Origin of the sequence: Marinococcus luteus (assembly GCF_900106595.1) — a bacterium.
GTDB classification, from domain to species: Bacteria; Bacillota; Bacilli; order Bacillales; family Marinococcaceae; genus Marinococcus; species Marinococcus luteus.
Window position 1 is genome coordinate 182,583 of record NZ_FNNC01000004.1, and the last position, 21,933, is coordinate 204,515.

General features: G+C 47.2%; 20 protein-coding genes, 1 tRNA gene and 1 other annotated feature. Of the genes, 1 reads left to right on the plus strand and 20 read right to left on the minus strand.

Annotated elements, in window-relative coordinates:
• Positions 1-3 precede the first annotated feature (3 nt).
• From ilvC to BLV22_RS10215, 15 genes are all read right to left on the minus strand, one after another.
• Positions 4-1,008 carry a ketol-acid reductoisomerase gene (gene ilvC / locus BLV22_RS10140; RefSeq protein WP_091614735.1) on the minus strand — a complete coding sequence of 335 codons (1,005 nt, stop codon included), beginning with the start codon at positions 1,006-1,008 and terminating at the stop codon, positions 4-6.
• Between the two features lie 30 nt (positions 1,009-1,038).
• Complete coding sequence (gene ilvN / locus BLV22_RS10145; protein WP_091614738.1) at positions 1,039-1,557, minus strand: acetolactate synthase small subunit; 519 nt, start codon at positions 1,555-1,557, stop codon at positions 1,039-1,041.
• A complete protein-coding gene (gene ilvB / locus BLV22_RS10150) occupies positions 1,554-3,281 on the minus strand; it encodes an acetolactate synthase large subunit (protein WP_091614951.1) in 1,728 nt (575 codons plus the stop codon). The genes ilvN and ilvB overlap by 4 nt, the downstream gene beginning before the upstream one ends.
• Before the next feature lie 130 nt (positions 3,282-3,411).
• Positions 3,412-3,664, minus strand: a binding site (T-box leader).
• 37 nt (positions 3,665-3,701) lie between these two features.
• Positions 3,702-4,607, minus strand: a complete 906-nt coding sequence (ilvE, locus tag BLV22_RS10155; protein ID WP_091614741.1) for a branched-chain-amino-acid transaminase — start codon at positions 4,605-4,607, stop codon at positions 3,702-3,704.
• A gap of 368 nt (positions 4,608-4,975) precedes the next feature.
• Positions 4,976-5,052: transfer RNA gene (locus BLV22_RS10160), tRNA-Arg, on the minus strand.
• 72 nt (positions 5,053-5,124) lie between these two features.
• Entirely contained in the window at positions 5,125-5,655 is a 531-nt protein-coding gene (locus tag BLV22_RS10165; protein ID WP_091614743.1) for a metallophosphoesterase, read from the minus strand.
• 41 nt (positions 5,656-5,696) lie between these two features.
• The gene (locus tag BLV22_RS10170; protein ID WP_091614745.1) at positions 5,697-6,293 is read right to left on the minus strand and encodes an XTP/dITP diphosphatase; all 597 of its coding nucleotides are present in this window, start codon (positions 6,291-6,293) and stop codon (positions 5,697-5,699) included.
• Positions 6,293-7,069, minus strand: coding sequence for a ribonuclease PH (gene rph, locus BLV22_RS10175; RefSeq protein ID WP_091614748.1), 777 nt, complete (start codon positions 7,067-7,069; stop codon positions 6,293-6,295). Before rph ends, BLV22_RS10170 begins: the two co-directional genes overlap by 1 nt.
• A complete protein-coding gene (gene racE / locus BLV22_RS10180) occupies positions 7,038-7,907 on the minus strand; it encodes a glutamate racemase (protein WP_091614751.1) in 870 nt (289 codons plus the stop codon). Before racE ends, rph begins: the two co-directional genes overlap by 32 nt.
• A 233-nt stretch (positions 7,908-8,140) precedes the next feature.
• Positions 8,141-9,862: a phosphoenolpyruvate--protein phosphotransferase gene (gene ptsP / locus BLV22_RS10190; RefSeq protein WP_091614757.1), complete on the minus strand. Its 1,722-nt coding sequence runs from the start codon at positions 9,860-9,862 to the stop codon at positions 8,141-8,143.
• Positions 9,862-10,125, minus strand: coding sequence for a phosphocarrier protein HPr (locus BLV22_RS10195; RefSeq protein WP_022793139.1), 264 nt, complete (start codon positions 10,123-10,125; stop codon positions 9,862-9,864). The genes ptsP and BLV22_RS10195 overlap by 1 nt, the downstream gene beginning before the upstream one ends.
• Positions 10,126-10,468: 343 nt before the next feature.
• On the minus strand, positions 10,469-11,266 hold the full coding sequence (sdhB, locus tag BLV22_RS10200; protein WP_091614759.1) for a succinate dehydrogenase iron-sulfur subunit: 798 nt from the start codon (positions 11,264-11,266) through the stop codon (positions 10,469-10,471).
• On the minus strand, positions 11,266-13,044 hold the full coding sequence (gene sdhA, locus BLV22_RS10205) for a succinate dehydrogenase flavoprotein subunit (RefSeq protein WP_091614761.1): 1,779 nt from the start codon (positions 13,042-13,044) through the stop codon (positions 11,266-11,268). The genes sdhB and sdhA overlap by 1 nt, the downstream gene beginning before the upstream one ends.
• A gap of 39 nt (positions 13,045-13,083) precedes the next feature.
• Positions 13,084-13,695 (minus strand): succinate dehydrogenase cytochrome b558 subunit, encoded by a 612-nt coding sequence (locus BLV22_RS10210; protein ID WP_091614765.1) that lies wholly within the window; start codon positions 13,693-13,695, stop codon positions 13,084-13,086.
• 387 nt (positions 13,696-14,082) lie between these two features.
• On the minus strand, positions 14,083-15,432 hold the full coding sequence (locus BLV22_RS10215) for a TrkH family potassium uptake protein (RefSeq protein WP_091614768.1): 1,350 nt from the start codon (positions 15,430-15,432) through the stop codon (positions 14,083-14,085).
• Between the two features lie 106 nt (positions 15,433-15,538).
• Between BLV22_RS10215 and BLV22_RS10220 the strand changes: the two genes are divergently transcribed.
• A complete protein-coding gene (locus BLV22_RS10220; protein WP_091614770.1) occupies positions 15,539-15,925 on the plus strand; it encodes a DUF2507 domain-containing protein in 387 nt (128 codons plus the stop codon).
• A gap of 55 nt (positions 15,926-15,980) precedes the next feature.
• Here the strand turns inward: BLV22_RS10220 and uvrC are convergent, their stop codons facing one another.
• From uvrC to BLV22_RS10245, 5 genes are all read right to left on the minus strand, one after another.
• Positions 15,981-17,768 (minus strand): excinuclease ABC subunit UvrC, encoded by a 1,788-nt coding sequence (gene uvrC, locus BLV22_RS10225; protein WP_091614772.1) that lies wholly within the window; start codon positions 17,766-17,768, stop codon positions 15,981-15,983.
• Between the two features lie 103 nt (positions 17,769-17,871).
• A complete protein-coding gene (gene trxA / locus BLV22_RS10230) occupies positions 17,872-18,186 on the minus strand; it encodes a thioredoxin (protein ID WP_022793132.1) in 315 nt (104 codons plus the stop codon).
• A 112-nt stretch (positions 18,187-18,298) separates the two neighbouring features.
• A complete protein-coding gene (locus tag BLV22_RS10235; RefSeq protein ID WP_091614775.1) occupies positions 18,299-18,889 on the minus strand; it encodes a TetR/AcrR family transcriptional regulator in 591 nt (196 codons plus the stop codon).
• Between the two features lie 251 nt (positions 18,890-19,140).
• Positions 19,141-19,539: a DUF350 domain-containing protein gene (locus BLV22_RS10240; RefSeq protein ID WP_091614954.1), complete on the minus strand. Its 399-nt coding sequence runs from the start codon at positions 19,537-19,539 to the stop codon at positions 19,141-19,143.
• Positions 19,540-19,565: 26 nt separating this feature from the next.
• The gene (locus BLV22_RS10245; protein WP_091614777.1) at positions 19,566-21,923 is read right to left on the minus strand and encodes an endonuclease MutS2; all 2,358 of its coding nucleotides are present in this window, start codon (positions 21,921-21,923) and stop codon (positions 19,566-19,568) included.
• Between the last annotated feature and the right edge of the window lie 10 nt (positions 21,924-21,933).

Genomic DNA, 21,933 nt, shown 5'->3' on the forward strand with positions numbered 1-21,933 from the left:
GCATTACACTCCCTTGGAATTTGGGTTAACAAACGGCATCATTTCGCGGAGTTCGCGGCCTACCTGCTCAACGAGATGATTTCTTTCACGGGCATTGGTAGCGTTGAACTCTGGACGGTTCGCCTGATTTTCTGCGATCCATCCTTTGGCAAAACGGCCAGTTTGAATATCGGTCAGAATGCCTTTCATAGCCTGTTTAGTATCTTCCGTTACGATGCGCGGTCCAGCCTGAAAATCTCCCCACTGGGCTGTGTCTGAAATGGAATGGCGCATGCCTTCAAGGCCGCCTTCATACATCAAATCAACGATCAGTTTCAGCTCGTGCAGGCACTCGAAGTATGCAATTTCCGGCTGATATCCGGCTTCAACAAGCGTTTCGAATCCGGCTTTAACGAGCGCGGACGTTCCGCCGCAAAGAACAGCCTGCTCTCCGAAAAGGTCAGTTTCTGTTTCTTCCTGGAACGACGTTTCCAGAATTCCGGCACGTCCCGCACCGATTTGTTTTGCATAAGCAAGCGCAGAGTCTGTAGCATTTCCGCTTGCATCCTGGTAAACAGCATACAGGGCAGGCACTCCGGCTCCCTGTTCAAATGTCCGGCGAACAATATGTCCCGGCCCTTTCGGTGCCACCATGAATACGTCCACATCTTCCGGTGGGAGAACCTGGCTGAAATGAATATTGAAACCGTGCGCAAACGCAATCGCTTTTCCAGCTTTAAGCTCCGGCTTGATCTCTTCTGTGTAAATCGTCGGCTGATACTCATCCGGAAGCAGGATCATGATGACGTCTGCTTTCGCCGACGCTTCTTTTACTGAATATACTTCAAATCCATCTTCCGAAGCCTTGTCCCACGACTTTCCTTTGCGGAGCCCGATGATAACGTGAACACCGCTTTCCCGGAGGTTTTGTGCGTGAGCGTGCCCCTGTGAGCCATACCCTACGATCGCTACTGTTTTCTCCTGAAGTGCTGCCTCATTTACATCGTTGTTATAAAATACCTTTGCCATTGCTGGAACCTCTCCTTTTATGAATACTCATTAATTAATAATGGAATACCTGGTTTGATCACTGCTTTTTTTCGTTGCCCGTTGAAAGGCCGTTACACCCGTGCGGGCCATTTCTTTAATGCCGTAAGGCCTTAACAGATCGATGAGTGCTTCCACTTTCGGCGTGTCTCCGGTTACCTGAATCGTGACGCTTTCTCTGCCCACATCGATAACTGTGGCCCGGAACGGGGCAATTAAATCCGATATTTCTCCACGCTGGCCGGAGACTGTCATGACTTTAATCATTGCAAGTTCTCTGGATACAATCGCTTCATCGGTAATATCACGGACTTTTAATACATCCACCTGCTTATTCAGCTGCTTGATGACCTGGTCGAGCCCCCGCTGGTCGCTCACATTCACCACAAATGTCATCCTCGACACTTCCGGGTTTTCCGTCATTCCAACCGTAATGCTTTCGATATTAAAATGACGGCGGGCAAACAAACCCGTAATGCGGTTCATCACTCCTGTTGTATTGTTTACTGTCGCTGTAATGGTCCGCCTCATGGTTTCACTCCTTCCATTTGATGGTGCCCCTGCCCGGGAGCGATCATCGGATACACGTTTTCTTCTTCGTGTACTCTGCAGTCGATAAGCACCGGGCCGTTGTAGTTGAATGCTTCTTCAAGCACTCCCGCCACTTCATTTTCGTCGGTAATTTTATATCCTTTAATGTCATACGCTTCCGCCATTTTCACGAAATCCGGCTGAATTGGAAACAGGGAGTTGGAATACCGCTCTTCATAGAAGAGCTGCTGCCATTGGCGGACCATGCCGAGCGAGGCGTTGTTGACCAGAAGTACCTTCACCGGCAGATTCAACTCCTGCAGGATGGAAAGCTCCTGCATCGTCATCTGGAAGCCGGCATCTCCAAGAATAGCCACCACCTGACGGTCCGGCTCAGCGAACTGGGCACCGATAGCGGCCGGAAAACCGAAGCCCATCGTTCCAAGACCGCCGCTTGTTACCCAGGCATTCGGATGGTCAAATTTGTAGTACTGGGCAGCCCACATTTGATGCTGGCCGACGTCCGTCGTAATAATTGCTTCGCCATTGGTTTTTTCGTACACAAGCTCTGTAAGCTTCTGCGGTTTAATATACTCAGAGCCTTCCTTGTACCAGAGCGGGAATTCCTGCTGCCATTCGTCCACTTTCATTCTCCAGCGCACGCTTTCGCCCGGCTTCGGATTCACTTCATTTAACAGGCGCAATGCTTCTTTGGCATCGCCTACTACCGGAATCTGTGTTTCGATGATTTTACCGATTTCTGCCGGATCAACGTCAATATGGGCAACTGTTGCCTGCGGGGCAAAGTGCTCCAAATTGCCGGTGACACGGTCGTCGAAGCGGGCGCCTATATTGATAAGCAGGTCGGCTTCGTGAAGAGCCATATTGGCTGCATACGTCCCGTGCATACCCGCCATGCCGAGCGCCAGTTCATGAGAACCGGGAAACCCGCCAAGCCCAAGAAGCGTAGAAGCGACCGGGATCTGCTGCTGTTCGACAAATTCAAGCAGTTCCGGGGAAGCGCCGGCATGCAGAATGCCTGCTCCCGACAGAATAACCGGACGCTTCGCTTTCGTCACCGCTTCAGCAAGCTTGCGGATCTGAAGCTTGTTCGGTGTGTACGTCGGCTGATACCCGGGGAGATTGGGCTCATCATCGTAATGAAACATCCCGGAGGCAATGGATACGTCTTTGGGAAGGTCAATTACGACTGGCCCCGGACGTCCGGTAGTGGCAATATGGAAGGCTTCCCGGATAATTCTCGGAAGATCCTCCACCGTCCGTGCCTGGAAATTATGCTTAGTGATCGGCATCGTAATACCCAGGATATCCGCTTCCTGAAAAGCATCCGTACCGATCACCGATGTTGCCACCTGGCCGGTCACCACCACAAGAGGGAGAGAGTCAATCATGGCGTCGGCAATGCCGGTTACCACATTTGTAGCTCCGGGGCCTGAAGTCACTACACACACACCGGGCTTCCCTGAAACTCTTGCGTACCCCTCTGCTGCATGAATAGCGCCCTGCTCATGCCGGGAGAGGATATGACGAATACCAGTACGGTAGATTTCATCGTACGTTGGAAGAATGGCTCCGCCGGGATAGCCAAAAATGGTGTCTACATTTTCCCGGGCCAAAGCCTGGATCAGCATGCTTGAGCCACTCATTTCCTGGTTTTCGTCTTTCAATTCGCGCCCTTTTACTTCTCTCACTCTTGTGTTCATACTCGCTCCTCCTTTTATACTCAAATCACTTTTTTTCTCAATACGTTCGTCAATGCCGCCACCCTTAAAAAGGACCTCTCCGGATAATAAAAAACGCCCTTTCACCTCCAATAGACAGCTGCTGCTGCTCTAAAGGGGCGAAAAGACGTATGCTTTTCACGGTACCACCCTTTTTTACAATAAGCTCACGCTTATTGCCTTAAGAACCGTTTTTCCGGTTCGGTTTCCCATAACGGAGGCCGTGCCGGCATCCGGCCTTCCTTACTCAGGTTCAGGAAAGCTCTCAAGGGGGAGTTCAATACGATTTCCTGCTGCTCTTTCAGCCACGGCAGCTCTCTGTGAAGGAAAATCCATTATTTACTGGTCCCTGTCGTCGATTTATCAATAATATTTAATTACATTGTACATCTAATCAGGCAATTAGCCAATCTCTATGCGTGAATTGTCTGAATAAACTTTTACTCCGTCTTCCACTACCTTTTGCCTGAACGCACGCAGAAGCCGGTTTGTCTCTTCTCCCGGCTGGCCATTGCCGATTACTCTTCCGTCTACCTTTACAACGGCAATAACTTCTGCAGCTGTGCCGGTCAGAAAAACTTCTTCTGCGGTATAGACATCATGTCTCGTAAACGCTTCTTCGCGCACGTCATAACCCATGTCTTCAGCCATTTCCAGAATCGCCTGCCGGGTGATGCCTTCCAAAGCACCAATGTACCCTGGCGGTGTCATCAGCACACCGTTTCTAATAATAAAGATATTATCTGCGGAGCCCTCCGCCACATAGCCCTGGTCGTTAAGCATTAACGCTTCACTGACCCCTGCAAGGCTCGCTTCCATCTTCACCAGTATATTATTTAAATAATTTAATGATTTCACTTTCGGACTTAACACATCCGGCCGGTTCCGCCGGGTAGCAACTGTCACAATTTCAAGACCGTGCTCGTAAAATTCTTTCGGATAGATTGCAAGCTCCTCTGCAATAACTATAATAGAAGGGTTTGCACACGATGCTGGATCCAGGCCAAGATTCCCCACACCTCTTGAAACAACAAGCCGGATATAAGCATCTTCAAGTTTATTTTTCTGCAGCGTCTGCCTGATAATTTCCGTCATATCTTCTTTTGATTGAGGGATATCAAGCATAATCGATTTCGCAGAGTGGTATAAACGCAAGAGGTGTTCATCCAGTTTGTAAATATTTCCGTTATATACGCGAATGCCTTCGAAGACACCGTCACCGTATAAAAAACCATGATCATATACGGATATTTTAGCATCTTCCTTTTTGACGAACTCTCCGTCCAAAAATATCCATTGTTCCGCCACTGCTATCACCTCTGCGTCCCTTCAATCTATCGTCTGCCCTCTTAATGAACAGGGTAACGTGTACACCCTCAAAAGGCAAATGTTCTTTCTCTGAATACATTTTTAACGTTTGACGTATATATTACGCCGAATACAGTTTATGGTCAACCATTTTGTATAAACTTTTTAGATAATTTATACTTCTACATCAAATATAAGCTCTATTGTCCACCATCGCGGAACATAACCTGACACTTTTTTCTCTAAAGCCGGAGAAAAAGCACCCTGATGCATTTTCTCCGGCTCCTTTTCTCGCTGCCGGAAATAAATAAAAAAGAGACAGAAAAGGAGGTCCTCTTCTGTCTCTGAACATATTATTAATTAGGAAATGGTGTCCCAGGCAGGACTCGAACCTGCGGCCTACAGCTTAGAAGGCTGTTGCTCTATCCAGCTGAGCTACTGGGACATCTGTTTTTTGCGACATTCATTATGTTAAAATATTTTTTCATAAAAGTCAATAAAGGTTTCCGGAGGGATTTTATTCTCCCTCTGGAAACGGAAAGCTTTGCGAAAGATCAAGAAGCTCGCTGCCTGACTCTCTTTCATAGAAATGGACGTTGATCGACTGGCCCTGGTTAGAGACATTTACGATAGCATATGTCTGCTCAGGTCGCTCCTGCGGCAGAAGCAGGCTTCCTGGATTCACAAAAATCGTCCCATCCTCTTCAAAGGCTCCCGCCACATGAGTATGACCGGAACAAACCAGATCCGCGTTGATCTGCTCAGCCTTGGAAAAGAGCGAAGCATAAGACGTTTTCACCTGGTACAAGTGTCCATGGGTAAGGTACGTTTTAATATGGCCTACATTCACTGTTAATTCATCCGGAAAGTTCCCCGGGCTGTCCACATTGCCCTGGACGATATGCACATTGTTTAACAGCTTATTATCCGGCGAGGCTTCCGAATCTCCGCAATGCAGTACAGCACTCACCCCTCCCTGATGACGGTCAAGCACCTGCCTTAATACTTCTTCACTTCCATGATTGTCGCTTACCACTAAAATGTCCATTAATTCTGCCTCCAGCTCTCTATGATTCGTAAAAATTATTGTCAGTCTTCCTGCAGAAGATTTTGTCCCTGAACGCGCAGCTTTTCAAGCGCCTTGCCCCGATGGCTGATGCGGTGCTTTTCTTCTGCAGTCAGCTCTGCCATCGTTTTCCCGTAGTCCGGCAGATAAAACACAGGATCGTAGCCGAAGCCGTTATCCCCAGCTTTCGCTTCTGCTATTTCCCCTTCACATGTTCCCGTAAATGTATGCACGCTGCCGTCCGGAAATGCCACAGCCAGTACACACACAAAACGGGCACTGCGACCGGTACGGGATACCTGCTCCATTTCATGTAACACTTTCTCTATATTCGCTTCATCATCTTTTTCTTCCCCCGCAAAACGTGCGGAGTAAACACCCGGGCGCCCGTCTAAGGCATCAATCTCCAGACCAGAATCGTCTGCAACCACCGTGCAGTTGAGTTGATCTCTTACAGCCTCTGCTTTAATAATGGCATTTTCTTCAAAGGTGGTGCCGGTTTCTGGAATATCATCAATATTTTTCTCCAGTAACGATTCCACTTTATACTCACTGCCAAACATGTGTTCAAACTCTTTTACTTTTCCTGGGTTCTTCGTAGCTATCACTACCGTTTTCATTACAACACCCTTCCGCTGTCGTCATCTGAAAAGTTCTCCTGAATAGACGCTGCCGCAGGCCCGATAACCTGCTTTTGAAGCTGAATGATTTCATGCATCCCCGCCTCTGCAGAGTCGAGCATACTATTAAGCTGCCCTCTTGTGTACGAGGCTTCTTCGCCTGTGCCCTGTACTTCTACATACTCGCCTTTTCCAGTCATTACTACATTCATATCCACATTTGCCTGCGAATCTTCTGCATAGGCAAGGTCGAGGATAGTTTCCTGGTCAGCATTAAGGCCTACGGAAACCGCTGCTAAGTAATCTGTGATAGGAAAGCCTTTAAATTTCCCCTGCTCATGGTAAGACTGCACAGCCATAGCGAGAGCAATAAAAGCTCCTGTCACTGAAGCCGTACGCGTTCCCCCGTCTGCCTGGATTACGTCGCAGTCAATCCAGACGGTTCGTTCTCCGAGAAGCTTCAGGTCCACTACCGCCCGGAGAGCCCGCCCGATTAACCGCTGTATTTCCATCGTCCTTCCGGTAAGCTTGCCCCGGGCCGCTTCCCGAATATTACGGGTTTCGGTCGCTCTTGGAAGCATCGAATATTCAGCTGCGATCCATCCTCTCTTTTCCCCGCGCATAAAAGGCGGGACCCGCTCTTCAATACTCGCTGTGCAAATTACTTTTGTCTCCCCGAAGGATATCAGTACCGAACCCTCCGGATGCTTTAAATAATCAGTTTCAATTTGAATAGAACGAAGTTCATTCCATTCCCTTCCGTCCAATCGATTCATGCAATCTTCCTTTCTCTTCACTTCCAGCAAACCGGTCGTCAGTATCAAGTTGAATAGATACCACCTGATTTATTTGCTGATCCATCCATTGGTTTGCTATGCTCCGAAATTCTTTTTCGGGTCCGGTAGTGTAAAACCTGTGAACCGGGGGAGTTTCTCCAGTATTTAACGTTTCATGATAATTAAGCAGCGTGCTTACTTCCCTGGCTGTTTCATCACCGGAGGAGATCAGCTGAATATCCGGTCCAACTGCCTCCTGTATTGCATCCTCGAGCAGCGGGTAATGAGTACAGCCTAAAATCAGCGTATCGTATGAATCTTGTTTTAATGGCAGGAGCGTCTGCTTTACAATATCGAGAACGGCTCTGCCTTCGCATTGCCCCTGCTCTACGAGCGGCACGAAGGGCACACATGCAAGTGACGTAATTTCCACATCTTCATTAATAGATTTTAACGCCCGCTCATAGGCACCGCTTTGAATGGTGCCGCTTGTGCCGATCACGGCCACCTGATCTGTTTTGGTCACCTTCAACGCGGATATAGCACCGGGCGTAATCACACCCACAACTGGAATATCCAATGCTTGTTTTACTTCCTCAAGCACTACAGCCGTTGCTGTATTGCAGGCAATCACGAGCATTTTAATATTTTCAGTCTGCAGCCGCGCAATCATCTGCCAGGTAAACTCCCTTACTTCCTCAATCGGCCGGGGCCCGTATGGACACCTGGCAGTATCACCTATGTATATCATTTCTTCTTTAGGCAGCTGCCTTAAAATTTCACGGGCAACAGTCAGGCCCCCAAGACCTGAATCAATAACGCCAATAGGTTGTTCCATGTTTGCTTCTCTCCATTTTCAGATCTGTGTTATCCGGCCTGGAATCATACAGGCTTTCTGATACCTGCCGGGCGGCACCGGAAATGCTGACAATTTTATAATGTCGGCTCAAAAGCTTTTTCAGCTGAGGAACGTCAACTTTTTCAGTATACAAGAAAATGCACGTTTCATCACCCACGAAAAAGCCTGGAACCTACCAACGGTTCCAGGCTTTTCGTTTTCCTGATTTCAGCTTATTGAATGACAAAGCCTCTGCTTTCAACAAGTTCAGCAATTTCATCTGCTGTAGAACATTTCATTGCTTCTTCTACAAGGCCCTCTGCGTCCGTTTTTTTCAACGAACGGAGCTGGGTTCTTGCCGGAAGTACTGAGGTCGCACTCATGCTGAATTCATCCAACCCGAGCCCTAAAAGAAGAGGGACCGCTACAGGCTCGCCGGCCATTTCGCCGCACATGCCTGCCCACTTGCCTTCTTTATGAGCAGCATCGATCACATTTTTAACTAAACGAAGGATCGCCGGGTGATAAGGCTGATACAAATGAGCTACTTTTTCACTCATTCGGTCTGCAGCGAGAGTGTATTGGATCAAATCGTTTGTGCCAATACTGAAGAAATCCACTTCTTTAGCAAAAATTTCTGCTGCTGCTGCTGTGGAAGGAATTTCTACCATAATACCCACTTCAATATCATCGGAGACTTCGATGTTTTCATCCTGCAGCTCTTTCTTAGCTTCTGCAAGCATCGATTTTGCCTCACGCACTTCTTCTACTGTTGCCACCATTGGGAACATAATTTTTAATTTCCCATAAGAACTGGCCCGCAGCAGAGCGCGGAGCTGCGTCCGGAACATATCCTTCTCTTCAAGGCAGAGCCGGATCGCACGAAAACCGAGAAATGGATTCATTTCTTTTGGCAGATCCAGATAAGGGAGCTCTTTGTCACCGCCGATATCAAGTGTACGTATAACGACTGGCTTTCCCTCCATACGCTCAAGCACTTCTTTATAAGCTTCAAACTGCTCTTCTTCGGAAGGAAGTTCATTTCGTCCCATATACAAAAACTCTGTCCGGTACAAACCGATACCTTCAGCGCCGTTGGATAAAACACCGTCGAGATCATTCGGGGTGCCGATATTAGCTGCTAATTCCACCGTGTGCCCGTCTTCTGTTTTTGTCGGTTCGTTGACGAACTTCGCCCACTCTTCTTTCTGGCGGTTAAACTGCTCGAGCTTTTCTTTATACTCCTGCACTTCATCGTCGCTCGGGTTGACGATTACCCGGCCCTCGAGGCCGTCAACAATCAAAAGATCGTCCTGATTAATCGTGCCCGTTGCTTCTTTCGTTCCCACTACAGCCGGAATTTCCATCGATCTGGCCATAATCGCAGAGTGGGAAGTACGCCCGCCGATGTCTGTAGCAAACCCCCGCACATATTCATTCAATTGAGCAGTATCCGACGGAGTCAGATCGTCAGCAATAACGACTACTTCCTGATCAATCGTTGCCAGACTGGTGTTTTCGAGACCAAACAAATGCATGAGTACACGCTTTGACACGTCCCGGATATCTGCAGCACGCTCTTTCATGTATTCATTATCCATGTTCTCAAACATATCTACATACATGTTCGCTACTTCACTGAGAGCATATTCTGCATTGGCACTTTCCTCTGTAATTTTACTGGAGACGCCGTCCATAATCTCAGGGTCTTCCAGCACGAGCAGATGTGCAGAGAAAATCTCAGCCTGATCTTCTCCGATGTCCTGAAGTGTTTTTTCTTTAATAACCTGAAGTTCCTGCTTGGACTCCTGGACTGCTTCTTTAAATCTTGCAATTTCGTCCTGGGCGTTATCCACCGGTTGTTTACTTACATCCAATTCCGGTTGTTCCAAAAGAAAAGCTTTTGCAATCGCTATTCCTTTTGAGGCAGCAATTCCGGTCAGGCTGGCACTCATTATTCTCCGAGCCCTTCTTTAATTACCTGATCCACTGCTTCCATGGCTTCTTCTTCGTCGTTACCTTCAATTTTAACCGTGACTTCGGAGCCTTTTCCAACACCAAGGGACATAACACCCATGATGGATTTAAGGTTTACCGATTTGCCGTTATATTCTAAAGAAATATCTGAAGAAAACTGGCCGGCTTTGTTTACGAGCTGCGTCGCTGGACGCGCGTGAATTCCTGTTTCGTTTGTAATAGTAAATGTTTTTTCCTGCATGATTCATACCCCTTTTCAATATAGATCGCTTTCAATAAGAAATGCGCACCATGTGCACTTTTCTCGAAAGCAGGCTTTTTATATTGTACTTCACCCTTAATAAAGTCGCAACTGCGAACTGCTCTATAAATCCAGAGCATACGGTGCACTGCTTTATCAGCGGTTTCAGTATGTAAATACTGTTACATTGTACCACTCTGATTTACGGGAAACAAGAATAGACGCAGTGGCCGCCTCCTTCAGACAACCGCCAGGCTTTTCCGCCTTTTTGCCGGGCACGGCGTGTCTATAATTTTCATATGACATAAATAAAAAGACAGCCCGCAGGCTGCCTTTTTATCAATTAGTTCCCGCCGCCAAAAAAGTTTTTAAACGACTGGATATTTGTTTCACGGTTCATGGCAGCAATGGAGGTTGTTAAAGGAATTCCCTTCGGACATACTTCCACACAGTTTTGGGCGTTACTGCAGCCGCTGATCCCGCCTTCACCCATCAAGGCTTCCAGACGTTCGGATTTGTTCATTTCCCCTGTCGGATGGGAGTTGAACAGGCGAACCTGGGAAATAGCCGCTGGACCGATGAACGAAGAGTCATCGTTTACGTTCGGGCAGGCCTCGAGACACACGCCGCACGTCATACATTTGGAGAGCTCATACGACCACTGGCGTTTATTTTCGGCCATTCTCGGTCCGGGACCAAGATCATACGTACCGTCAATTGGAATCCATGCTTTAACCTTTTTCAGGGAATCAAACATCCGGCTTCTGTCCACCTGAAGGTCTCTCATGACCGGGAATGTCTTCATCGGCTCCAGACGGATCGGCTGTTCAAGCTGATCAATCAGGGCCGTACAGGACTGACGTGCTGTCCCGTTAACAATCATCGAACATGCGCCGCATACTTCCTCGAGACAGTTCATATCCCAGATGACAGGATTGGCCTGGTTGCCCTGGCTGTCGACAGGGTTTCTGCGGATTTCCATCAGTGCGGAAATGACGTTCATGTTCTCTCTGTAAGGAACTTCAAACTCCTGATCATAGGAAGGACTGTCCGGGTCATCCTGCCGGGTAATAATAAACTTCACTTTTTTGGTGTCGGTTTTTTCTGCGTTACGCGTTTCTTGCGCTTGTGCATCACTCATTAGTTACTTGCTCCCTTCTCAGAAGATGCTTTTCCTTGGGAATAATCCCGTTTTCTCGGCTTGATCAGCGAGGTGTCAACTTCTTCGTACTCAAATTCCGGATGATTGGTCTGCGGATTGTACTGAGCCTTCGTTGTTTTCAGGAAGTCTTCATCATTACGCTCCGGAAACTCCGGCTTATAGTGAGCTCCCCGGCTTTCATTACGGTGATAAGCTCCCAGAGTCATCACGCGGGCCAGGTGGATCATTCCTTTAAGTTGACGGGTGAACATTGCCGCATGATTATTCCATTTGGAGCTGTCATGCATGTTAATGTTCTCCCAGCGTTCGAGAAGCTCCTGGAGTTTATCGTCTGTTTCGAGAAGCTTATCATTTTGCCGGACCACAGTCATATTGTTTGTCATCCATTCACCGAGTTCGTTATGAAGTGCGTAGGCATTCTCAGTGCCGTCCATGTTCATAATTTTGTCGAACTCCTGCTGCTCTTCCTGTTTCTTTGTTTCAAAAAGCGAAGAAGAAAGATCTTCCGCTGATTTTTCCAGACTGTTGGCATACTCCACCGCGTTCGGCCCGGCAACCATCCCGCCGTATATAGAGGAAAGCAGGGAGTTTGCTCCGAGACGGTTACCGCCGTGCTGGGTGTAGTCGCACTCCCCGGCAGCGAAAATACCCGGAATGTTTGTCATTTGGTTATAGTCAACCCACATGCCGCCCATCGAATAGTGTACGGCAGGGAAGATTTTCATTGGTACCTTCCGCGGATCGTCGCCCATGAACTTTTCATAGATTTCCATAATTCCGCCAAGCTTTACGTCGAGCTCATGCGGATCTTTATGGGAAAGATCCAGGTAAACCATGTTTTCCCCATTGATACCCAGTTTTTGGTTAACACAGACATCAAAGATTTCACGCGTGGCAATGTCCCGCGGCACCAGGTTGCCGTAGGCCGGGTATTTTTCCTCAAGGAAGTACCAGGGCTTGCCATCTTTGTATGTCCAGATACGTCCGCCTTCCCCACGCGCAGATTCACTCATAAGCCGGAGTTTATCATCGCCGGGAATTGCAGTCGGGTGGATCTGGATAAATTCACCGTTGGCATAATTGACCCCCTGCAGATAAAGCGAAGAGGCCGCAAATCCGGTGTTGATCATGGAGTTCGTAGATTTACCGAAAATGATGCCGGGACCACCTGTAGCCATAATGATCGCGTCAGCCCGGAATGTTTCAATTTCCATTGAACGCAGGTTTTGGGCAGCAATCCCTTTACAGGCTTGTTCCTCATCCAGAATAGCCGAAAGAAATTCCCATCCCTCATATTTGTTGACAAGTCCTTCTACTTCATAACGGCGAACCTGCTCATCCAGCGCGTACAACAGCTGTTGGCCAGTCGTTGCTCCAGCGTAAGCTGTACGGTGAAACTGGGTGCCGCCGAAACGGCGGAAGTCGAGCAGTCCTTCCGGTGTCCGGTTGAACATAACGCCCATGCGGTCCATCAGGTGAATGATCCCCGGAGCCGCTTCTGTCATAGCTTTCACTGGAGGCTGGTTTGCCAGAAAGTCGCCCCCGTATACAGTGTCATCAAAGTGCTCCCACGGGGAGTCGCCTTCCCCTTTTGTATTGACGGCGCCGTTCATGCCGCCCTGAGCACAAACAGAGTGAGAACGTTTTACCGGTACAATTGAAAATAAGTCCACTTGAGAACCTGCTTCAGCGGCCTTGATTGTTGCCATCAGTCCTGCCAGTCCGCCGCCTACGACAATAACTTTTCCATTACTCATGCGGATGTTTCACTCCTTTAGTTTATTTAAAAACCGATCTTATACGAATGCGAAAATAGCACGAAGGCCAATCACAGACATTGCTACGAAAACGACCAAAGTGAAGTATGTTGCAGCCAGCTGGGCTTTTGGTGTAACCGTAATACCCCATGTAACCAAAAAGGACCATAAACCGTTTGAAAAGTGGAATGTAGCAGCCAGTATACCTACGATGTAAAATGCGAGCATCCAAGGGTTCGCTACGATATCAGCCATCATCTGATAGTTTACATCAGCACCGAAAAACTGTGCCTGCACCCATGTGTCCCAAACGTGCCAGGTAATAAACACTAACAGGAATACCCCGGTGATACGCTGGAAAATGTACATCCAGTTACGAAAGTAGCCGAAGCGCTTCGCATTTGCCTTACCCTGAAATACGATAAAAAGTCCATAAATCCCGTGAAACAATATAGGAATATAAATGAGAAACATTTCTAAAAAGATACGAAACGGTAAATTTTCCATAAAGTGAGCCGCTCCGTTAAACGCTTCAGCACTCCTGGTCGCGAAATGGTTTATTACGAAGTGCTGCATCAAAAATAGTCCAATTGGAATAATACCAAGAAGCGAGTGCAGCCTCCTGGCGGCAAATTCCTTATTTAAAGCCATATTCATCCTCCTCCATTAGCATAAAAATTCTCTCCATCCTGTTTTTTCCGCTTGCTTTCTTTTCCGGCTCCATTACCCCCCTGCTGAACTTTCCATTGCCCGTACAATAAACAGAATTAAAGCCTTCTGTTTTCTATGTACTTGTGTGCAGGCCGTGTCTCCTGTTTCTTTTCCTTTTTGCAAAATGCATATGCATGCACGATACAACCAATTAGTCAAAATATGGAAAAGAAATATTCAAGGAATTGTACGAAACGTTACGTTAATTGTACTCCCCCTAAAATTGCCCGTCAAGAAAACGTATACAGCATTTTAAATGTACATTATTCATCCTTTATACGATTCATTTCCACGGCAATAAAGAGAGCCGGAGACTCCTTTCTCCGGCTATCCAATAATCATGCGTTCTGTTGGATATCTATAATGCGATTTCGTTTCTTTCTTTTTCACCGAGAATAAGAATACGAGTATTCCCACCCGCCCGATAAACATCAAGCACATGAGCAGTACATGACTCGGAGTGGAAAAATCATCCGTCAGCCCTGTCGAAAGCCCACAAGTTCCAAAGGCCGAGCTTGTTTCAAAAATAATATCAATTAATTCCACTTCCGCATTGCCGCGTTCGAATGCGCTGATTAAAGTAATCGCAGCCAATAAACCTACAATGAAAAAGGAAATAACAATAAATGTCCGCTGTTTGTCCTCCGGGTCAATTTGGCGGTTAAATACTTTTACATCCGAGCGTCCAAGCGCAAAGCTCCGAATCGTTAAAAACATTACAGCAAGTGTCGTCGTCCGGATGCCTCCCCCGACACTCGACGGACTCGCCCCAATAACCATCAATCCGGACATCAGCAAAAGAGTCGGGAGAGAAAACGCCGAAACATCCATTACCGATAACCCGGCACTCCTTGTGGTCGCTGAGTTAAACATCGAAAAGAAAAACTGCTGATGCCAGGCCATGCCATCATAATAAAAGCCGAATTCAAGCGCCCATATGCTGACGGCACCGAGCACAAACACGAGAAAGTACGTCGTAGTCGTCACTTTCGTAAACAGGCTGAAATTAAATCGTTCTCTGTTTGTCAAATATTCCCTGACCTCCATCAGAACCGGAAAGCCAATGGCCCCGGCAAAAATCAAAGTCATAACAACAAACAAAACATAGTAGTCTTCTGCAAATGGAATAAGCGACTGCCCGGTGACATCAAAGCCGGCATTGGTAAATGCACTCAGTGCGGCAAAGCCTCCCTGATAATAAGCTTCCCACGTCGAGTCAAAATAACGCAGAAAGTATGTACCCAGTATCAGCATACCCATTGCTTCAATCCCTAAAGCCAGAAGCAATATGTTTCTCATCAACTTGACCATCCCCGAAAACTTATACTGATTTTGGTCCACCATAATCAGTAACCGCTGGGATAAATTAATTTTTCTTCCAAAAACCATCCACACGAATGTGCCCAGAGACATAATTCCAATGCCGCCCACCTGCATCGCCAGTGCTAAAAACGCAATTCCAACAGCGCTCAGGGTGTCAGACACCTGAATGACTGTCAGACCTGTTACGCTCACGGCGGATACTGAGGTGAACAAAGCTTCTATATATGTTAATTCATGCCCCGGCTGATGCGAAATCGGCAGCCAGAGCAGTAAACTGAACAGCAGCATTGAAAAAACGTAGGCACCGATGATCATGCGAAATGGTGTCATTTTTTCTGCAAAAATATTTTTCATATCGGTCCCTCCGTCATAATCGTGCATTAGTATATCATGTATGATTTTGGGAATCTATAGAGATTTCCAACTCCAGCATGTATAATATTAGGTGAAGAAAGTGGTGATGGAAATGGAAGAAGAAACAAATAAACCGGCTGCCTTCGGATATGAATTACTTCGGAAAAATGTTCTTCCTGATATTTTAGGCTCTGATGAGCATGCGATATTATACTGGGCCGGCAAACAGCTCGCCCGACGCTATCCATGCAGTGCCCCCGCAGAGGTCGCTGATTTTTTCCGTGATGCCGGCTGGGGAGAGATTGTATGGAAAAAAGAAAGAAAAAAAGACGTCATTGCTGAACTGTCTGTTTACGAAAAAGAAAATTCGTTCACGAAAGCTTTAGAAGGCGGTTTTTTGGCAGAGCAGTGGTCACAGATGAAGGATACATACGCGGAAACTTACATAGAAGAAAAGAAAAAATCCACGACTATGCATATTAAATGGGAGTAACCTGCACCAGACCACATAGCAAAACGTTCGCTGAGGCTACTCAGCGAACGTTTTTTTACTTCGAAAGTGTTGAATCTTCCTCCAGCTTTTTCATCAGCTCCGTAATAACATCATCCGGGAGCGAAAGCTGTTTAAAATCCTCAAAGGATGCTTCCTTCATTTTTTTCACGGAACCAAAATGCTTTAAAAGCATCTGCTTGCGCTTCTGTCCAATCCCATTGATATCGTCCAGAAGAGAGGAAAACATCGTTTTTCCGCGCGTCTGGCGGTGAAAGGTAATTGCAAAACGGTGCACTTCATCCTGGACACGCTGCAGCAGGTAAAAGGCGGAGCTGTGCCGCTCAAGAGGAACTCTGACGGCTTCTTCTCCCATTAAGAGCTCCGAAGTGCGGTGCTTATCGTCTTTGGCAAGTCCCGCTACCGGAATATTTAAGCCAAGTTCATCCTCGATAACGCTGACGGCCGCACTCAACTGGCCTTTCCCGCCATCAATAAGAATCAGATCCGGCAGCGCCGCTTCGTCTTTTAAGAGCCGGATGTACCTTCTGCGCACAACCTCACGCATGGACGCATAGTCATCCGGGCCCTTTACATCCCGGACCTTATACTTTCTATATCCTTTTTTCCAGGGCTTGCCGTCCACAAAAGTAACCATTGCCGCCACCGGATCTGTCCCCTGGATATTCGAGTTGTCGAAAGCCTCCATACGGTAAGGAGTATCAATGCCCATCGCTTCACCCAGCTGTTCCACCGCTTTTATCGTCCGTTCTTCATCCCGTTCAATCAATGCAAAGCGATCGCTGAGCGCCTGCCGGGCATTTTTTTCTGCCAGATCAAGCAGCTCCCTTTTTTGGCCGCGCTTTGGCTGCTGAACCCGCACGTTTACAAACTGTTCAGCCATGGACGCATCCACTGAGCCCGGAATAAATATTTCCGATGGCTTCATATGCTGTTCCTGCATGTAGAACTGGCCTAAGAAAGTAAGAAAATCCTCCTCCGGCTCCTGATACATTGGGAAAAGGGAAACGTCTCTTTCAATCAATTTCCCCTGCCTGACAAAGAATACCTGCACACACATCCAGCCTTTGTCATAGCTGTAGGCAAAGACATCACGGTTCACCTGATCCTTCACAGACATTTTCTGTTTTTCCATCACGGAATCAATATGCTGTATTTGATCCCTTAGTTCTTTGGCACGTTCAAATTCCAGCTGTTCAGAAGCAGTTTCCATTTTAGTTTGAAGCTCCGCCCGGATTTCATGGTGGCCGTTGCTTAAAAACCGTGCAATCTGCTGAATCATGTCGTCGTACTGATCTTTCGTCACCGTAAATTCACACGGGGCCAGACACTGGCCGATATGGTAATACAAACAGACCCGGTCAGGCATCGTCCGGCATTTACGCAGCGGGTATAATTGATCAAGCAGCTTCTTCGTTTCATTGGCCGCTCCGGCGTTCGGGTACGGGCCGAAGTATTTCCCGCCATCCTTTTTAATTTTTCTCGTAATAATCAGACGGGGATGCTCTTCATTGGTGATTTTAATATACGGGTAGGATTTATCATCTTTAAGAAGCACGTTGTATTTTGGTTCGTACTTTTTAATCAAATTCATTTCAAGGATTAATGCTTCCAGGTTGGAAGACGTCATAATATATTCAAAATCAGTAATTTCCATTACGAGCCGCTGGGTTTTCCCGTCGTGAGACCCTGTAAAATAGGACCTCACTCGATTTTTCAATACCTTTGCCTTGCCTACATATATAACGGTGCCATGTTTATTTTTCATTAAATAGCAGCCAGGCTGATCCGGCAGAATAGCCAGTTTTTCTTTTAATTGAGTCATGTGCCCAACCCCTCTTGGCATGTAATATCTATGGTGTAACTTTTCTTTTTTAAAGAAGGAGAAACAAAAAACTGCCGGCCCAGAGACCAGCAGTTTCGTGTTTTTACAAATGTTTGTTCAAAAGTTCCACCAGTTGTTCCTTAGGCTGAAAGCCGACAACCTGCTCGACGACTTCGCCGTCTTTAAAAATCATTAGTGTTGGAATACTCATTACGCCGTATTTTCCGGCTGTTTCCTGGTTTTCATCAACATCCAATTTAGCAATTTTAATCTGCTCGCCCATTTCAGTGTCGATTTCTTCGAGCACTGGAGCGATCATTTTACAAGGCCCGCACCAGGGTGCCCAAAAATCTGCAAGTACTACTCCGTCGGACGTTTCACCTGCAAAGTTTTGGTCCGATACATTGACAATAGCCATGAATGGTTCCTCCTTTATATCTCTATCTTTGCATTTATTCTTCGTTATTATAGCATTCCCGTGCTTTACTGGCTAACGTTTAGCTTAAACTTTTTCAAAGACTCTGCCTAATTTATACTTCCGTCTGCAGTGCCTGATACACTATTTCTGCAAGCACCGGTCCCTGCGCTGCCAACGAGTAGCTCCCTTTTTCCATCACCCACGTAGTGATCGCCTCATTGAGTATGCCGACAAAACAGATTCTTCCAATTTCTGTGGAAAGCGAAGAAGAGAAGACCTGTTCCTCTTTTCCCCTGTTTACAATATCGATAACCGCCTGAAAAAATGGAAACAGTATGCGCTGCATATTGTCATGAATCTCACCCTTTGTCTGCAAAAGTTCAAAGTGGGCAAGCGTAGCGAGCTCCGGCCGGCTTTCCATGAAATCAAGCTGCAGCTGGGCCATATCAAACAGCTGCTCTTTAACAGAAACATCTTTTTGCATGATTATCTCGAGCTTCTGCATGAACTCCTGCATCTTTTCCTCAAAAATGGAAATTAATATGTGCTCTTTATTATTAAAATACAAATAAATTGTTCCGTCTGCCACCTTTGCCTCTTTAGCAATATCCGATACCTTCGCCTGATGATAACCGTGTTCAGCAATTACCCTGGTCCCCGCCTCGAGAATCTGTGCATGTTTCCTGTTTGGATTTTTCCCCATACATATCTGCCACCCTTTCAAACAAAACCATCCATAATGCCGGTTTCTGTTTCACCCCACCGAAATAATGCCTTTAAAAACGCCTCACTCCCGTAACAGAGTAAGGCGTTTCCTTGCGTTTGGGTAATACTGGCACAGTATTTTAATTAGTTATAAATGTACATAATCCGTAAAGGGATGTCAACCACAATGCACATACATAGTCCTAATTAATTAACTAATTGTGGTTTTTATATTACATTTTTTTCTATTTAAATGATAATTCCAGCACCTATCACAAAAGATATCCCCACCGAGATAATAAAGGAAATGATTCCCACTGCACGGTTGTCTTTGCTGATTTCTTCATCCACCTTAAACATAGGAGTAAGAAATTCAAAAATCAGATAGCTTAAAATTAATAACACAAAACCAAAAAAACCCCATAGAAGCATAAACAGAATGCCGTCGTTATGCATGATGGAATAATGGAGAATGTTGGAAACACCAAACAGTTTCCCGCCTGTCGCCAGAGCGACAGCGATATTTCCTTTCTTGATTTCTTCCCAGTTACGGTAAGGAGTAATAATTTCAAATATCCACAAAAAGATTACCAGGGAGAGCACAGCAACGCTGAAGTTGCCGGCTGTATTTATAAAAGGATTATCCATCCACGCATCCACGTGCACCCCTCCGCTTACTTAAGTTCTGCCACCGTATTACCGATGCCGCCTTCATTCATCCCGCCATCCCTGGTTGCTTTTACGCTGGGATGGTTTTTCAAATATTCTTTTACGCCCTTGCGAAGAGCTCCGGTGCCTTTTCCGTGAATAATATGGACTTCCCGGTAACCGGCAAGCACTACTTCATCGAGGTATTTTTCAAGGCGCTGTACGGCGTCTTCGTACCTTTCACCTCGTAAATCCAGTTCAGGCTTCGCCGGGGCTGCTGTCGAAGTCGTGGCGACCTGCCGTTTAGGCTCTTTTGCGGGCTCTGATTTGAGCTTTTCCATTTCTTCGGGCTTCGCTGTCATTTTCATAATGCCAAGCTGCACCTGAAATTCCTTGTCATTTACCTTTTCCACAATATGTCCGCGCTGCCCGAAGCGAAGCACCTTCACTTCATCCCCGACTTCAAAGGTACGTTCTTTCTGGGCTTTTTGTTTCACCTGTTTCTGTTTTTTAGTCATCGAAGGAGCCGCCTGTTCCATCTGCCTGCGGGCTTCGATCAGGCGGTGCTCTTTGATCTCCGCGCCTTCCTTCTGCATTTCCTTCAGCTCGGCAATAATTTCTTCCGCCTGGGCTTTCGCCTTATCGACTTCGCTTTTTGCTTTACCTTCCGCATTTGCAATAATCTGATCCCGTTTTTGCAGCACTTCATTCCAGGCAGCGTTCAATTCCTGCCAGAGTCTGGATGCTTCCTGCCGAAGGTCGTCTGCCTCCTGCCAAGCTGATTCTGTTTCTTTTCTTTGTTCATCCAGAGAAGCAATCATCGTTTCAACCTGCTTTGTATCTGTGCTCATTTCTTTTTCTGCATTAGAAATAATAGAATCCGGCAGCCCGATCTGTCTTGAAATAGCAAACGCGTTGCTTCGGCCCGGGACGCCTACAAGCAGCCGGTAGGTCGGCCTCAATGTTTCCACGTCAAATTCAACACTCGCATTCATTACCCCGTCGCGGTTGTACGCATACCCCTTCAGTTCACTGTAGTGCGTTGTAGCAATCAGCCTGCCCCCCGCTTCCTGGACATAGTCCAGAATGCTGACGGCAAGGGCAGATCCTTCCTCCGGATCCGTTCCGGCCCCTATCTCGTCAAACAGCACGAACGATTCGCTGTCCACCTGCTTGACAATATCCACAATATTCGTCATGTGGGAAGAAAACGTACTTAAGCTCTGCTCGATCGACTGTTCATCTCCAATATCGGCAAACACTTTTGAAAATACAGCGGCTTCTGCTTCTTCTTCTGCGGGGACAAACAATCCTGACTGGGCCATGAGCGTCAGCAGACCGGCCGTTTTAAGTGTCACGGTTTTACCGCCAGTATTGGGACCGGTAATGACAAGCGTCCCAAACTCTTCTCCAAGCTCCAGGTCAAGCGGCACCATTTCTTCCGGGTCAATGAGCGGGTGCCGGGCCTCCATGAACCGGAATCTTCCTTCATTGTTCAGCTCCGGCTGCACGGCTTTCTGGTCTCTTGCGTAGTAGGCCTTGGCAAATGTGAAATCGAGCTCGGTGAGGGTGTTCATATTCACCAGAATCTCTTCCCCGTCTTCCGCAATATACGAAGACAGCTCCTGGAGAATCCGTTCAATTTCCCGTTGTTCTTTCAGCCTTGCCTCTCTTAGTTCATTATTCATCGAAACGACCGCCTGCGGCTCAATAAAAAGAGTAGCCCCTGTTGAAGACTGATCGTGGACAATACCGCCAAAAGATGAACGGTATTCCTGCTTCACCGGCAGCACATACCGGTCATTACGTATCGTCACGATGGAATCAGACAGGCGTTTTTGCTGGTCCGGCGACCTCGTATACTGTTCAAGCTTCGAACGCACTGACGATTCGAGGCTTCTTATCTGCTGCCGGAGTCCACGCAGGGCAGAGCTTGCGCTATCGAGCACTGCTCCGTTTTCATCTATACAATCACGGATCTGCTTTTCAATCTCCGGGAGCGCCACTATTCTCCGCACCAGCCCCTCAAGCAGCGGGAGATCGACCGTTTCCTCTGTCATATCCAGAATAAATGACCGTATCCGACGGCCGGCGTACAGCGTGTCCGAAACCTCTGTGAGCTCGCCGGCGTTTAGCATACCGCCGATTTGTGCCCGGCGCACGTGGGCATGGATCTGACGAATGCCGCCGAGCGGCGCCTGTCCCCGGAGGCGGATCACTTTGGCCGCTTCCGCGGTAAAATTTTGTGCTTCCTTCGCTTCCCCGAGCTCCCGGTAGGGCTGCAGCTGTTCAATGCGCTCTTTGGCAAGAGTCGATCCGGCATGAGCCTGCAGCTGCTCTTTCATTTTTTCGTATTCCAGCACACGGAGTGTTCTATCATTCAAAAATGCTCAC